At 66.4% G+C, this 14,422-nt stretch carries 13 protein-coding genes; 12 read left to right on the forward strand and 1 reads right to left on the reverse strand.

Annotated elements, in window-relative coordinates; translation table 11 throughout:
- Positions 1 to 19: 19 nt before the first annotated feature.
- Positions 20 to 604 carry a transposase gene (locus tag AC1RU4_RS10255; RefSeq protein WP_492890965.1) on the reverse strand — a complete coding sequence of 195 codons (585 nt, stop codon included), beginning with the start codon at positions 602 to 604 and terminating at the stop codon, positions 20 to 22.
- Positions 605 to 1,032: 428 nt separating this feature from the next.
- On the opposite strand from AC1RU4_RS10255, the gene AC1RU4_RS10260 reads away from it, so the two are divergent.
- From AC1RU4_RS10260 to AC1RU4_RS10315, 12 genes are all read left to right on the forward strand, one after another.
- On the forward strand, positions 1,033 to 1,998 hold the full coding sequence (locus tag AC1RU4_RS10260; RefSeq protein WP_492890966.1) for a GlxA family transcriptional regulator: 966 nt from the start codon (positions 1,033 to 1,035) through the stop codon (positions 1,996 to 1,998).
- A 209-nt stretch (positions 1,999 to 2,207) separates the two neighbouring features.
- Positions 2,208 to 2,891 carry an isochorismatase family protein gene (locus AC1RU4_RS10265; protein ID WP_492891058.1) on the forward strand — a complete coding sequence of 228 codons (684 nt, stop codon included), beginning with the start codon at positions 2,208 to 2,210 and terminating at the stop codon, positions 2,889 to 2,891.
- 18 nt (positions 2,892 to 2,909) lie between these two features.
- Entirely contained in the window at positions 2,910 to 3,572 is a 663-nt protein-coding gene (locus AC1RU4_RS10270; protein WP_492890967.1) for an ABC transporter permease, read from the forward strand.
- Entirely contained in the window at positions 3,569 to 4,702 is a 1,134-nt protein-coding gene (locus AC1RU4_RS10275) for an ABC transporter ATP-binding protein (RefSeq protein ID WP_492890969.1), read from the forward strand. Before AC1RU4_RS10270 ends, AC1RU4_RS10275 begins: the two co-directional genes overlap by 4 nt.
- Entirely contained in the window at positions 4,699 to 5,484 is a 786-nt protein-coding gene (locus AC1RU4_RS10280) for an ABC transporter permease (protein WP_492890970.1), read from the forward strand. Before AC1RU4_RS10275 ends, AC1RU4_RS10280 begins: the two co-directional genes overlap by 4 nt.
- A 24-nt stretch (positions 5,485 to 5,508) precedes the next feature.
- Positions 5,509 to 6,399 (forward strand): glycine betaine ABC transporter substrate-binding protein, encoded by an 891-nt coding sequence (locus tag AC1RU4_RS10285; protein WP_492890971.1) that lies wholly within the window; start codon positions 5,509 to 5,511, stop codon positions 6,397 to 6,399.
- 243 nt (positions 6,400 to 6,642) lie between these two features.
- On the forward strand, positions 6,643 to 7,560 hold the full coding sequence (locus tag AC1RU4_RS10290; RefSeq protein WP_492890972.1) for an alpha/beta hydrolase: 918 nt from the start codon (positions 6,643 to 6,645) through the stop codon (positions 7,558 to 7,560).
- 782 nt (positions 7,561 to 8,342) lie between these two features.
- A complete protein-coding gene (locus AC1RU4_RS10295) occupies positions 8,343 to 9,233 on the forward strand; it encodes a glycine betaine ABC transporter substrate-binding protein (protein WP_492890973.1) in 891 nt (296 codons plus the stop codon).
- A gap of 140 nt (positions 9,234 to 9,373) precedes the next feature.
- Complete coding sequence (locus tag AC1RU4_RS10300) at positions 9,374 to 10,522, forward strand: mandelate racemase/muconate lactonizing enzyme family protein (RefSeq protein ID WP_492890974.1); 1,149 nt, start codon at positions 9,374 to 9,376, stop codon at positions 10,520 to 10,522.
- Positions 10,519 to 11,538, forward strand: coding sequence for an Ldh family oxidoreductase (locus AC1RU4_RS10305; protein WP_492890975.1), 1,020 nt, complete (start codon positions 10,519 to 10,521; stop codon positions 11,536 to 11,538). The genes AC1RU4_RS10300 and AC1RU4_RS10305 overlap by 4 nt, the downstream gene beginning before the upstream one ends.
- Positions 11,539 to 11,583: 45 nt before the next feature.
- Positions 11,584 to 13,239: an FAD-dependent oxidoreductase gene (locus AC1RU4_RS10310; protein WP_492890976.1), complete on the forward strand. Its 1,656-nt coding sequence runs from the start codon at positions 11,584 to 11,586 to the stop codon at positions 13,237 to 13,239.
- A gap of 4 nt (positions 13,240 to 13,243) precedes the next feature.
- A complete protein-coding gene (locus AC1RU4_RS10315) occupies positions 13,244 to 14,416 on the forward strand; it encodes an NAD(P)/FAD-dependent oxidoreductase (RefSeq protein WP_492890977.1) in 1,173 nt (390 codons plus the stop codon).
- Positions 14,417 to 14,422: the final 6 nt, after the last annotated feature.

Here is a 14,422-nt window from a genome sequence, read left to right on the forward strand (position 1 = left end):
AAACTCTGAGACGTGCGCGTCATGGTGGAGTTGGCCACTTCGTAGAGGAGCTTGCGTACGATGCATCACCCTGCTTGGTGATGCGCCCCGTCCAATCCAGTTCGCCCGACTGGTGCCAGCGTGAAACCAGGCCCAAATAGGCGCCCGCCATTCGTGAACGCTTGAATCGGGTTGTGTCGCCGATGGCGGTCGCGAACGCGGCCGATGTCTGCACGCCCACGCTCATCAGAAGCTGGCAGGCAGGAGAGGCCGTGCTGATCACCTTGAGCTGGCGGTCCAACTGCCTGACCTCTTGGACCAGCTGCTCGCGCGCGGAGCAGCGACGCCACCGCTTCGCCAAGGCCGGAATGGCGACCGCTTCCCGCATCCGTGCCAGGAAGCGTTCGCCCTGACCGATACCGAGCCTGATCTCGAAGATGGCGCACAGCCCGCGGATGGTGTTGTCGAGCCGAACGCGCGCTTCGATCAGATGCCCGCGGGCGGTGAGGATCGAGCGCACGCCATGGGCCGCTGGCGACTTGACGTGGACCTCCTTGTAGAAGCCGGTGCGCGCCAGTTCCGCCAGACCGGCGGCATCGTCCAGATCGGTCTTGTTCGCCCTCATCGCCTTCAGGCTCTGAGTGGACACGATTCGGGACTAGCTCTGGTTAGCGGCGCGTCCCGGCTGTTCCTGGGTAGCTTTGTCAAACACAAGGAAATCAAGCGTCCGATGCGCAGACACGGCCTGCAGCCGAAATACCGACATACTAAACGGCAACAATCCACAGCGATGATCCTCAGTCGATCTTTTCCAACCTCGCCAAGGACATGAGCTTCGAAGACCCCGACCATCTGTGGGTTGCCGACTCACCTATCTCGCGATCGCAACCGGCGTCGCTACGTGAGTGTGATCCTTGACGCTTAGTCACGGCGCGTGGGTGCATGATGCGCCAGCGCCGCCTAGCCAGCGACTAAGATAAGAGCAGCACATCGATGTTGCCGAGGCGATAGTCCATCTCTCAGTACGACTCCCAAAGAACAGCTCTTCGCACGATGATCCGTTTCGCCATACTCCTGTTCCGCGGCTTCCCGCTGATGGCCTTCAGCTCGCTGATCGAGCCTTTGCGCGCCGCCAATGTCCTCACCGGCCGGCCGTGCTATTCATGGATCACCGTCGGGCTGGGGGAGGAGCGCATCGTTTCCTCGAGCCGGATCGGGGTCGAGCCGGATTTCCCGGCCCGGACCGCGCCGATGGTCGACCGCATCGTCGTCTGCTCCGGCGGCGATGCCGATCAGATCGTCGCCAATGACGCTGTGGCCTGGATCCGCAAAAACCTCAGGGCCGGCGCCAGCATCGGCACGGTTGCCGATGCCGCCTTCTTCCTCGCGCGCTCCGGTTTGCTCGACGGCTTCTCCTGTACGTTGCACTGGACGAGCCAGCCCGCTTTCCAAGAGCAGTTTCCCGGACTGGACATGCGGCGGGAGCCCTATGTCATCGATCGCAGCCGCTTCACGTCCGCGGGCGGTATCGCCAGCCTCGACATGATGCTGGAGATGATTTCCGCCGACTACGGACCCGCGCTCGCGGCCGATATTGCGGACTGGTATCATCATAGCCGGCTGCGCTCGGACACGGATCGCCATATGCTGCAACTGCGTCTGCGCACCGGCATTCGCGACGGTCTCGTGCTCTCCGCGGTCGCGGCCATGGAGAGCGCCGTCGAGGAACGCCTGCCCATCGCGGACATCGCGCGACAGCTCAGCATCTCCCTCGACAAGCTGGAACGGCACTTCCAGCGTGAAGTGAAGACCTCGCCGTCCGCCTACTATCGCGCGCTGCGGCTGCGGCACGCCGCGCATCTCCTGACGCATTCCACGCGGCCGATTGGAGAGGTCGCGTTGATCTGCGGGTTCGAGAACACGTCGAGTTTCACCCGCTCGTTCCGGAGCCATTTTGGCCATCCGCCGGGCGAGATCCGGCGCCGGAAATCGATCGCAGGCGAAGTGCCCCGGATTTGAGCACGGCGCAGTTCGCGGCAGGGCTTCGGAATCACGCACATAATCTGCGGTTTCATAAACAAGGAATGATGACCATGTTGGTCATCATTCCTCTCATGCACAGGGTCCAGACCACATTGATGGAAGTGCCCATGCGCCCGGCGAACAATCCCGGAGCTTGCGTGCAGCCCGGATTGCCGCATGCCGACCGACCATCGGGGAGACCATTCATGAAAGGAGCGTTGAGCCTTGACCCGCGCAGGGCCGCGTTTCTCGCGATCGATCTCCAGGAGGAGCATCGCCGGGACCCGCGTTATCTGGTGGAGGACTTCGATGACGTGCTGGCGAATGTGCAGACCCTGCAACGTGCCGCGCGCCGGGCCGGGATGCCGGTACTCCACGCGCAATATGTGGTCGATGCCCGCCAGGGTACCCCGCGTCCGTTCCACCCGATGATGCCGGACGGGCACTCCGCCTTCAGCGCGCTCGGCGATGCCGCGACGGCGATCTGTCCGGAAGTCGCTCCGCTCGATGGCGAGACCGTCATAGTCAAGAACGACGCCAGCGTGTTCAGCGCCACCGAGACAGCGCGACAGCTCGCCGACTGGGACATCGCCTGGCTGATGGTCACGGGCGTGTGGTCGGAAGCCTGCGTGACCGCGAGCGTGAACGACGCGGTGGCGCGTGGCCTGCACGTCGTGCTGGTCAAGGACGCCTGCGCCAGCGCCACACGAGCGATGCACCAGGCGGCGATCCTCAACCTCGCCAACCGGCTCTATGGCGGCGCCGTGGTCGATACCTGCACCGCCTGCCGGCTGCTGGCGGGGGAGGCCGTCAAGGCGTGGCAGGTCCGGGGATCCGTGCCGCTGAAATACACATTCGACGACGCCGAGCGTCTCTATGGCAGCCTTTAGGAAACCGGGAGGCACCCCATGGATGTCATCAGCTTCATGATCGACAATCTCGACCTGATCGGCGCGCGGGCGGTTGAGCACCTGTCCATCGTGCTGGTCGCGGTCGGCATCGCCATCGTCACCGCCGTGCCGATCGGCATCGCCATCACCCAGTCGAAGGCCGCGGCCGACATCGTCCTCTACGCCGCCTCGATCATGATCACCGTGCCGTCCATCGCGCTGTTCGGGCTGATGATCCCACTTCTGGCGCCGATCGGCCATGGCATCGGCTACGTGCCGGCGGTCATCGCGGTCGTGCTGTATTCGCAGCTGCCAATCATCCGCAATACCTATTCGGCCATCGCCAATGTCGACCCCGCTCTGCGCGAGGCGGCGATCGGGATGGGCATGGGCACGATGCGCCGCTTGCGGGAGGTGGAGATCCCGCTGGCCCTCCCAGTGATCATGGCCGGCATCCGAACCGCGGTGGTGATGAACATCGGCATCACCGCGATCGCGACCTATATCGGCGCCGGCGGGCTCGGTACCTTCATCTCGCGCGGCATCTCGCAGATGGATTCCCGCCAGCTCATCACCGGCGCCGTGGCCGTGTCGCTGCTCGCAATCTCGGTCGACCTCACCCTCGCCGCCGTGCAGCGGGCGCTGACCTCCAGTGGCCTTTCGGGAGGTAGTGCACATTGATCAGGCTCGAACACCTCACCAAGACATTCGGCATGCCCGCTGGTCTCGTCCGAGCGGTCGACGATGTGAGCTTCGAACTGCCCGCCGGGGAGATCTGCGTGCTGCTCGGCCCGTCCGGTTGCGGCAAGACCACCACCATGCGGATGATCAACCGCCTCATACAGCCGACAAGCGGCAAGATCTACATCAACGGCGACGACAGCGACCGCATCGACCCCATCAAGCTGCGCCGCTCGATCGGCTACGTCATCCAGCAGATCGGCCTGTTCCCGAACAAGACGGTGGGGGAGAACATCTGCGTCGTTCCCGACCTGCTCGGATGGAACCGGAAGAAGGCGCTGGCCCGCGCCGCCGACCTGCTCGAACTAGTGGGCCTGCCACCCGCCACCTTCATGAGCCGCTATCCGCGCGAACTTTCCGGCGGGCAACAGCAGCGTGTCGGCGTCATCCGCGCGCTGGCGGCCGATCCGCCGCTGATGTTGATGGACGAGCCGTTCGGCGCCATCGACCCGATCGCGCGCGAGGCGATCCAGGACGAGTTCCTGCGCATGCAGCAGACGCTGCGCAAGACCATCATCTTCGTCTCGCACGATCTCGACGAGGCCGTGAAGATGGCGGACAAAATCGCCATCTTCCGCAGCGGCCGGCTCGAGCAGTTCGCCAGCCCCACGCATTTGCTCGCCCGTCCCGCCAACAGCTTCGTGGAGGATTTTCTCGGCACCGACCGGGCGCTGAAGCGCCTCAAACTCCTCCGGGTGCGCGAGGCCATGACGCGCGCAGGCACGAGCGACGAATCGGCTGGGCTGGCGGCAGCGACGTCGGCTTCCGAGGCTCTGGCCCAGCTGCGGGCCTCGGGCGCGGCGAGCATGACAGTGGTGGACGAGCACGGCCGGCCGCTGGGCATCGTCACGCCGCAGCTGGTGGCGGGCACGGTGGGACGCGCCGGCGACTGCGCGCGGCATAGCGGAATCCAGATCGTCGAGACCGCCGACCTGCGCAACGCCGCCGCGCTGATCCTCGCCAACGACATGCCGGTCCTGCCCTGCGTCGATGCGGAGGGGCGCCTGGTCGGCACGCTCGGCCTGCGCTCGATCATCACGGCGCTCGCGCGTCGGGGAGACGGGGAATGACCACAATCGAGAACCGGTCGTTCGACCCCGCCGCCGCGGATGCCGCGGCGCCGGCGAGCATCCGGCCGGGCCGCTGGAGCCTTCCCGCCATCTGGCTGCTCATCGCCGCACTCGTCGCCTTCTGGCTCTGGCACAGCGGGCTCATGGCCGACATCGCCAGCTACCGCGAGGATGTCGCCTATCTCGTCGTCCAGCACCTGATACTCGTCAGCACCGCCGGGCTGTTGGCGGCGGTGACCGGCGTGTGCATCGGCGCCCTGGTGTCGCGGCCGTTCTGCCGCCCGGTAGCGGAGGCGATCCTCCAGGTCTTCAATCTGGGCAAGACAATTCCGACCCTCGCGGTGCTCGCTCTTTCGATGACCTGGCTCGGCATCGGCTATCGGCCGGCGATCTTTGGCCTATGGGCGGTGACGTTGCTACCCATCGTCCGCAACACCTATGCCGGACTGCGCAGCGTGCCGGAACATCTGCTCGACGCCGCCCGCGGCATGGGGATGACCCCGACGCAGGTCTTCTGGCGCGTCGAACTGCCCAACGCGCTCTTCATCATCTTCGGCGGCATCCGCACCGCGCTGGCGATCTGCGTCGGCACTGCGCCGCTGGCGTTCCTCATTGGCGCCGGCGGGCTGGGCGAGCTCATCTTCACGGGAATCGCCCTCGACGAACTGCCCATGATGCTGGCCGGGGCCATCCCGACCGCACTGATGGCCGTGCTGACGGATTTCTGCATCGGACGTCTCCAATACGTCCTGGTGCCGCGGGGCATCAATCCACTGCGATAACGACAAAGACCAGAGGAGTCCAACATGAACACATTCGGGACACTCCGAAAAATCGCGATCACGGCCCTGGCGCTGGCGCTCGGCAGCGGCATCGTCCTCGCCGACACCATCACGGTCGGCGGCAAGGACTTCACCGAGCAGCTGATCATCGCCGAGATCACAAGCCAGTTGCTGGCCAAGAAGGGCTACACCGTCAGCAAGAAGGACGGCATGGGCACGAAGATCGTGCGCGCGGCACTGGAGAATGGCGAGGTCGACCTCTATTGGGAATACACCGGCACCTCGCTGATCATCTTCAACAAGATCACCGAGAAGCTCAGCCCCGAAGCGACTTATGAGCGGGTCCGGCAGGTCGACGGCGAGAAGGGGTTGGTGTGGCTCGCTCCCTCCAGGGCCAACAACACCTATGCGATGACGGTGCGCAAGGGCAATCCGAAGACCGACGGCATGAAGACCGTGTCGGATCTCGCGGCCGCCTACAAGGCCGGCACGTCGATCATGATGGGGACCACCGCCGAATTTCCCAAGCGCGACGACGGGCTGATCGGGCTGCAGAAAGCCTATGGCTTCGAGGTCGCCCGTGCTCAACTGAAGCCGATGGATCTCGGCCTCGCCTACAAAGCGCTGGGCAATGGCGACCTCGACGTCATCGCCTCTGCCGCGACGGACGGCCTCATCGCCGCGATGAACTTGACCGTCCTCACCGACGACAAGGGCTACTTTCCCAATTACGCGCTCGTCCCCGTGGTGAGAAAGCAGGTGCTCGACGCGCATCCCGACCTGAAGCCGACGCTGGAAGCGGTGTCGACCCAGCTCGATGACACCACCATGCAGAAGCTGAACGGAGAGGTCGAGGTCGAGAAGAAATCCGTGGAGCAGGTCGCCACCGAGTTCCTGGCGAGCGCCAAGCTCTGAACACATGATGTGACGGCGGGTGCCGCGGGCACCCGTCCGGCAGTCTACGCAGCGGCTTTGCGGGTTAGTTCGGCAGCGGCAATCGCATGATTGCCGCAACGCCGGAGGTTTGCCGCGCCGCCGACAGGAGATCTCTTCTCATGCCGCAGTTGCGCAGACGATGTGCCCGCTTGGGGACCGGCTCAGCGTGGAACACGTCCCTAAGGTGGTTGCCGGAACCACGGTCTATAGTGAGATTGACCAATGTCCGATCTGTCAGCTTACGACCTCCTCCTCGACGCGCCCATCCGGGCCTTCATCCGGGCGACCGAAGAGTTCCACCCTGCTGATACCGCAAGCCTTTCTATCACAGAGCAACGCGCCTCCTACGACCGGATGTGCGTAGCCTTTTTCCGCGGCTATCCTCAGGGAGTGACCGCGGAGGATCGAAGCATATCCCGCGTACCGTGCCGGATCTATCCCGGTGCAGGACCGGCCACGGTGATCTATGTGCATGGCGGCGGCTATGTCTTGGGCAGCCTACACAGCCATGATGATGTCTGTGCCGAGATTCGCGGCGAGACCGGCTTGACGGTGATCGCCGTCGACTACCGGCTCTCGCCGGAATGGGCGCATCCCGCTGCCTTCGACGATGTCTGTGCGGTGCTGCGCGCGGTAGAGGGTCCAGTGATTCTGGTCGGCGACAGCGCCGGGGGTAATCTCGCCGCGGCGGCGGTGCATGCCTGCCGTGATCTCCGCATCCAAGGACAGGTACTGATCTATCCGACATTGGGCGGTGTACGCGAGGGCGGCAGTTTTGCCATCCATGCTCATGCGCCGATGCTGACGGCAGCGGATATGGTGTTCTATGCCCGCATCCGCCATGGCGGGGCGGAGCCCCCCGCGGACGATCCGACAGTCACCCCCTTGCAGGATCGGGATTTCATGGGCTTGCCGATGACGCTCGTGGTGGCGGCAGAATGTGATCCGTTGGCCGACGATGCAAGCGACTATGCCGCGCGAATCCGTGCTGCGGGGGGACTGGCCCACGCGGTGACCGAGGCAGGTCTAGTGCATAGCTATCTGCGGGCACGGTCGACCGTGCCGCGCGCAGCAGAAAGTTTTGCGCGCATCCTGCTTGCGATCAATGCGTTTGCGAAAGGCGAATGGCCCTACGGATAGGCCTCGCCAATAGCTGGTGAATCTTGACCATTGGGTACTGGGCTGCGGTGGTGAACCAAGTTTTGGCGGACTGCCAGGGTCGGGCACATCAATTCGGCGCTGGCTTTTGGAGGCTGGCGATGAACGGTGATGCTCTGTGCGACGACCGGTGGGGGAAGGTGAAACCGTTCGTACGGCCCGCGCAGCAACGGTCGCCAGTTCTTCGATGTGCTGTTGCGGATGGCAGTTCAGGAGCACGCTGGTGTGACCTGCCGGAGGTCATTCTTCCAGAGTGCCAGGTGACGCGACCGCCCCTGGATCGAGATTGAGGTGTTCGACCGCCTATTCGAGGTCGTCTCGGCTGTCCCTGATCCCTGACGCAACCATCGCCCGCTTGTTCCGGGAGTTTTTGAGCCATCCACCGTGCGATATCCGGCCCGCCGGCAATCGATCGCCGGCGAAGCGCTGCGAATCCGAGAAGGGGCGATTTCGCGGCAAGTGTTCGGACTCGCGCATAAAATTTGCGGTTTCATGAACGGAGAATGATGGCCACCTTCGCCATCATTCCTTCATGCACACAGCGTCTCGACCTTCTCCGTGCACGCCCTATGTGCCCGGCACGGCCGCCGGATTCGCGTGCGACTCCGTCCGGTGCGCCTTTGCCGCTCACTGCGGAAGTCGTCCAGTCGACCTCCAAGAGGAGCATCGCCGCAACCCAAGTTATCTGGTGAGATCTGCGTGCTGCTCACCTGGTGCCGGGCATCAACCCGCTGCGATAACGACAAAGACCAGAGGAGACCAACATGAACGCATTCGGGACACTCCGAAAAATCGCGATCACGGCCCTGGCGCTGGCGCTCGGCAGCGGTGTCAGCCTCGCCGACACCATCACGGTCGGCGGTAAGAACTTCACCGAGCAGCTGATCATCGCCGAGATCACAAGCCAGTTGCTGGCCAAGAAGGGCTACACCGTCAGCAAGAAGGACGGCATGGGCACGAAGATCGTGCGCGCGGCACTGGAGAATGGCGAGGTCGACCTCTATTGGGAATACACCGGCACCTCGCTGATCATCTTCAACAAGATCACCGAGAAGCTCAGCCCCGAAGCGACTTATGAGCGGGTCCGGCAGGTCGACGGCGAGAAGGGGTTGGTGTGGCTCGCTCCCTCCAGGGCCAACAACACCTATGCGATGACGGTGCGCAAGGGCAATCCGAAGACCGACGGCATGAAGACCGTGTCGGATCTCGCGGCCGCCTACAAGGCCGGCACGTCGATCATGATGGGGACCACCGCCGAATTTCCCAAGCGCGACGACGGGCTGATCGGGCTGCAGAAGGTCTATGGCTTCGAGGTCACACGCGCCGACGTGAAGCCGATGGAACTCGGCCTCGCCTACAAGGCGCTGGGCAATGGCGACCTCGACGTCATCGCCTCTCAGGCGACGGACGGCCTCATCGCCGCGATGAACCTGACCGTCCTCACCGATGACAAGGGCTACTTTCCCAATTACGCGCTCGTCCCCGTGGTGAGGAAGCAGGTGCTCGATGCGCATCCCGACCTGAAGCCGACGCTGGAAGCGGTGTCGACCCTGCTCGACGATGCCATCATGCAGAGGCTGAACGGAGAGGTGGAGGTCGAGAAGAAATCCGTGGAGCAGGTCGCCACCGAGTTCCTGGCGAGCGCCAAGCTCTGAACACATGACCTGACGGCGGGTGCCGCGGGCACCCGTCCGGCAGTCTACGCAGCGGCTTTGCGGGTTGGTTCGGGCAGTGGCAATCGCATGATTGCCGCAACGCCGAAGGTTTGCCGCGCCGCCGACAGGAGAGTTAAGAGATGACGAAGATCACGGCGGTGCGGGTGAAGCCGCTGGTGCTACCGCTCAGGCAGCCCTATCACTGGTCCTACGGCATCCGCGACAGCTTCGCGGTGAACATCATCGAGATCGAGGCGGATAACGGCACCATCGGCATCGGTGAGTGCACGGTCGCGCCCGACCAGCGCGGCACGGCGGCGATCCTTAAGCGACTGGCGGATCACTTCGTCGGCCACTCGCCCTATGAGGTGGCGCCGCTGATCGACCGCATCTTCCGGCAGGAATATCTCGGCCACGGCGCCAACATCATGCGCGCCGCCAACCAGATGTTCTCCGGCATCGACATGGCGATGTGGGACCTGCAGGGCAAGCTTGCCGGGCTGCCGGTCTCCAACCTGCTCGGCGGCGCCCAGCGCAAGGCGGTGGGCTACAACTACTTCCTTCAAGGCGAGACGGCAGAGGAGTTGGCGAGGGACGCCGCCATCGGCCGCGCACAGGGCGAGCGCATCTTCTATCTGAAGGTCGGCCGCGGCGAGAAGCTCGACCTCGAGATCACCGCCGCGGTGCGCCGCGAGATCGGGTCGGCGCGGCTGCGCCTCGACGCCAACGAGGCCTGGGGCGTGCACGAGGCCATCAACATGTCGCGCAAGCTCGAGAAATACGACATCGAATTCATCGAGCAGCCGACGGTGAGCTGGAGCATCGCCGCCATGGCGCAGCTGCGTCAGTCAGTCGGCATCCCGATCGTCGCCGACCAGGCGGCGTTCACGCTCTACGACGTCTACGAGATCTGCCGCCAGCAGGCCGCCGACATGATCTGCATCGGCCCGCGCGAGATCGGCGGCATCCAACCGATGATGAAGGCGGCCGCCGTGGCGGAATCGGCGGGCCTCAAGATCTGCATCCACAGTTCCTTCACCACCGGCATCACCACCTGCGCGGAGCATCATATCGGGCTCGCCATCCCTAATCTGGACGACGGCAACCAGATCATGTGGCAGCTCGTCGAAAAGGACATCGTCGCCTCCCCCGACCTCGACCCGAAGAACGGCTGGATCGAGGCCTTCACTGGCCCGGGCCTCGGCTTCACGCTCGACGCGGCGCTGGTGAAGGATGGATCGCACCGTTTCGAGGGAGTGCGCCGCATCGAGGAGAGCGTCCTCGCATGAGCGCGGACGGCATCCGAGTCAGCGTGGCGCGGGCCGAGCGCGTTGCGGTCGCCGCGCTTGTGGCGGCCGGCGCCACGCCCTCCGCCGCGGCATCGGTCGCCGGCGCCATGGTGCAGGCCGAGGCGGAGGGCAATGCGGTCTGCGGCCTTTACTACCTGCCTGTGTTCTGCGGCCATCTGCGCTGCGGGAAGGTCGCGGCCGACGCCCAACCGGAGGTGCGGGCGAATGCGGCGGTCATCCATGTCGACGCCCGGCACGGCTTCGCCCACCCGGCGATCGCGGCGGGGCTGCCGCATCTCACGGAAGCGGCGCGGAGCTTCGGCGTCGCCGCCATGGCCGTCGCCCATTCCTACAACTGCCTGGCACTCGGCCACCATGTCCGGCCGCTGGCGGAACAGGGGCTGATTGGCCTGTGCGTCTCGAACGCGCCAGCATCCGTCGCCCCGCCCGGCGCGACGCGGCCGGTGTTCGGGACCAATCCGATCGCCTTCGCCGTTCCGCAAACTGGGGGGGCGCCGATCGTTGCCGACCAGAGCCTGAGCGCGGTGACGAAGACCGAAATGTTCATGCGGCGCGCCCGAGGCGAGCCGATCCCGCTTGGCTGGGCGCAGGACCGTACCGGGCAGCCGACCATCGATGCCGCCGAGGGGTTGCTCGGCTCGCTGCTGCCGGCCGGGGGTCGGAAAGGCGCCAACATCCTGCTGCTGGTCGAGGTGCTGGGGGCGGTCCTGTCGGCCTCGCGGCTGAGCGCGCAGGCGTCCATGTTCAGCGACGATGTCGGCGGGCCGCCCGGCGTCGGCCAGTTCCTGCTCGCGCTCGACCCCTCGCGCTTCGCCGGTTCGGCCTTTGCCGAGGGCGTGGCGCGGCTCGGCGCGCAGTTCGCCGCCGCCGGGCTGCGCTTTCCCGGCCGGCGCTCACTGGCAGCCGATGGTGACTGGCGGCAAAGCGAGATCGTGATCGAGGACCGTCTCTGGCGACACTGCCTGATGCTTGCGCAGGCGCCCCCCGCCGCGTGAACGGCCCCATCGCATGCCGTGCCCGGAAGACCGAGAGACAAGGCCATGACCGCCACCACGTCCGCCACGAAGTCCACTCCTTATCCACATGATCCGCGCTCGATCGCCGGTAAGCCGCTCCATGTCGAGGAGCATGCCGAGCTGCTCGTCATCGGCGGTGGGCCAGCCGGCCTGTCCGCCGCCATTGCGGCGGCCCGCGCCGGGCTGTCGGTGGTGCTGGTGGACGAGAACCCGGTCGCCTTTGCGACCATGGGCGAGGAGGTGCCGCTGCATTACGGGCAAGCCATGTCGAGCCTGGTGCGCAACCGCAACGCGATGGTCGAGACGATCGTCGCCTCCGAACCGCTCATCGAGGAGGCATTCGAGGCGGGGGTCGACATACGCCTCTCGACCGCCTGCTGGGGCCTGTTCGCCAACGGCCCGGCCGTCAACTGGCTGCCCGGCACCGTCGCCGGCCTCAGCGATGACGAGCGGTGCTGGATGCTGCAGGCGCAGGCCGTCATCGTCGCCTCCGGCCGGCGGGACATGGGACTCGGCTTTCCGGGCTGGGACAAGCCCGGCGTGATGGGAGCCACCGCCGCCCTGGCGCTGGGTAAGCGCTACGGGGCGCTGGAGCGGCGTCGCGTTGTCATCCTCGGCGCCTCGTCCGACGCGCTCCAGACCGTCCGTGCCCTGCGCGCCTGCGGCGTCGGGATCGCCGCGGTAGTAGAGCGCGTGGCGACGCCGCCCGCACCGGAGGCGGAGCTCGCGGAATTGCAGGAAGCGGGCGTGCCGGTGCTCGCCGGCCATGTGGTGCGCGAGGCGCTCGGCACCGATGCCGTAGAGGGCGTCGTGGTCGAGCCGGTCGACGCGCTGGGCCGCGCCGCCGGACCGCGCCGCCGGCTCGACTGCGACGGCGTGGTGCTGGCGGTCGGCGTGACGCCGATGATCGACCTGCTCGACGCCTGCGGCTGTGCCGTCGCCTTCCAGCCGGAGCGCGGCGGCTTCGCCCCGGTGATCGGCGACGACCAGGCGACGAGCAACCCGGCGATCTTCGCGGCCGGGGACTGCGCCGGGGTCTGGCCCGGCAAGTCGCGCGACCGCGGCATCGCGGAGGCGGAGGGCCGGCGGGCTGCCATCGCCGTCGCCGCCCGGCGCGGCCTCGCCGATGCCGGAGCGATGCCGCCGGCGAGTCCGCCCGCGGCTCCTGCCTGCGACCTCTCCGACTATCGCCTCGCCTGGGTGCGCGCGAGCGTCGTCGAGGCCGACCGGGCCTTCCATGTCTGCCAATGCGAGGAGGTCACGGCGCGCGAGATCCTGGAGGTCCGCCCGCCACGCTATCTCGGTTGGCCGGATGACACGCGCAACGACCGCTCGCTGTCCGCTCTGCTGAGCGACGGGATTCCTGATCCCGATCAGGTCAAGCGGCTGACCCGCGCCGGTATGGGCCCCTGCCAGGGCCGGCGCTGCCGCGAGCAGGTGGCTGCGCTGCTCGCGCTCGAGGCCGGCGCCCCGCTCTCGGCGGTTCCGCTGGCGCATTACCGGGCGCCTGTGCGCCCGCTGCCGCTCTCCTTCGCCGGCCGGATCCCGGAGTCGCCCGAGCAGGCCGCGCATTGGGACAGCTGGTTCGGCATGCACGCGCAGACGCGGCCCTTCTGGCAGCTGCCCGCGCGCTACACGGTTCGCACCAACGATATGACGGGGACGCCGACCGGCGACTAGCGACATGAATCTCAACAGGACTCCCGATCCCGCGGTCCCGAAGGGGGCTTCGGTCGTCATCGTCGGCGGCGGCGTCACCGGCCTCAGCGCCGGCTGGTGGCTGGCGCGCGAGGGCCATGACGTGCTGGTACTCGACAAGGGTGTCGCCGGAGCGGAAGCCTCGGGCCGCAACGGCGGCGGCTGCACCCACCATTTCTCGCCGTTGTTCCGCGAGGAGCAGCGGCTCTGGCCGATGATGGACGAACTGCTCGGCTATCCCACCGAGTTCCAGCCCAACCGCATCAAGCTCGCCCTCACCGAAGGCCAGGCCGGCATCTACACCGCCGCCATGGAGAATGGTGCCTACCAGGGCTTCTCCTCCGAGCGCCTCGACCCCCGGCAGGTGCGCGAGCTGGTGCCGCTCGCCGGCGAGGAGGTGCTGTGCGGCTTCTTCTACCATTTCGGCGGCCACGCGAACCCGCACCGCACGGTGCAGGGCTATGCCTGGGCCATGCAAGACCATGGCGGGCGCTTCCTGCAGAACTGCGCGGTCACCGGCTTCCGGACCGCCGGCGGGCGTGTCGTCGGGGTCGAGACGGAACGGGGCCTCGTCGCCTGCGACCGGGTGGTCATTGCCGCCGGGCCGCAGACCGGGCGTCTCTGCGGGCTGCTCGGTGCCGCTGTGCCGATGGTGATGGCCCGCGCGGAGATGGTCGTCACCGAGCCGCTGCCGGTCATGCGCCATGGCGGGGTCGACGGCAACGGGCTCTATGGCCGCCAGACCCTGCGCGGCAATCTCGCCTATGGCGGCGGGCCGCATGAATGGATCGATTTCGATGGCGTCTCGACGCCCGACAAGCCCTCCACGCCGCTCCTCGGCCACATCGGGCGCCGGATCGCCGAGCTCCTCCCGAAGGCAGCCCATGCACGCATCATCCGCTCATGGGCCGGGGTGGTCGAGAACACGCCGGACGGGCGGCCGGTCATCGACCTCCTGCCGGGCTGGGAGAATGCGGTGGTTGCCACCATGGCCGGGGTCGGCTTCGGACTGTCTCCGGCGAGCGGGCGTGTCGTCCGCGACCTGGTGATCGACGGGAGCTGCGGCTTCGCCGATGTCTCGTCCTTCCGGCTGGAGCGTTTCGATGCCCTCGAACCCGACTGGCGGGAGTTGCAGGGCTGGCAGGCGATCGCCCGGTGAGCGACG

The organism is Ancylobacter sp. GW821-FHT10E12 (assembly GCF_058809335.1).

Excerpts from the sequence above, each read along its gene's own strand:
- AC1RU4_RS10255 (WP_492890965.1), bottom strand. The coding sequence starts at position 604 with ATGAGGGCGAACAAGACCGATCTGGACGATGCCGCCGGTCTGGCGGAA.
- AC1RU4_RS10260 (WP_492890966.1), top strand. The coding sequence starts at position 1,033 with ATGATCCGTTTCGCCATACTCCTGTTCCGCGGCTTCCCGCTGATGGCC.
- AC1RU4_RS10265 (WP_492891058.1), top strand. The coding sequence starts at position 2,208 with ATGAAAGGAGCGTTGAGCCTTGACCCGCGCAGGGCCGCGTTTCTCGCG.
- AC1RU4_RS10270 (WP_492890967.1), top strand. The coding sequence starts at position 2,910 with ATGGATGTCATCAGCTTCATGATCGACAATCTCGACCTGATCGGCGCG.
- AC1RU4_RS10280 (WP_492890970.1), top strand. The coding sequence starts at position 4,699 with ATGACCACAATCGAGAACCGGTCGTTCGACCCCGCCGCCGCGGATGCC.
- AC1RU4_RS10285 (WP_492890971.1), top strand. The coding sequence starts at position 5,509 with ATGAACACATTCGGGACACTCCGAAAAATCGCGATCACGGCCCTGGCG.
- AC1RU4_RS10290 (WP_492890972.1), top strand. The coding sequence starts at position 6,643 with ATGTCCGATCTGTCAGCTTACGACCTCCTCCTCGACGCGCCCATCCGG.
- AC1RU4_RS10295 (WP_492890973.1), top strand. The coding sequence starts at position 8,343 with ATGAACGCATTCGGGACACTCCGAAAAATCGCGATCACGGCCCTGGCG.
- AC1RU4_RS10300 (WP_492890974.1), top strand. The coding sequence starts at position 9,374 with ATGACGAAGATCACGGCGGTGCGGGTGAAGCCGCTGGTGCTACCGCTC.
- AC1RU4_RS10305 (WP_492890975.1), top strand. The coding sequence starts at position 10,519 with ATGAGCGCGGACGGCATCCGAGTCAGCGTGGCGCGGGCCGAGCGCGTT.
- AC1RU4_RS10310 (WP_492890976.1), top strand. The coding sequence starts at position 11,584 with ATGACCGCCACCACGTCCGCCACGAAGTCCACTCCTTATCCACATGAT.
- AC1RU4_RS10315 (WP_492890977.1), top strand. The coding sequence starts at position 13,244 with ATGAATCTCAACAGGACTCCCGATCCCGCGGTCCCGAAGGGGGCTTCG.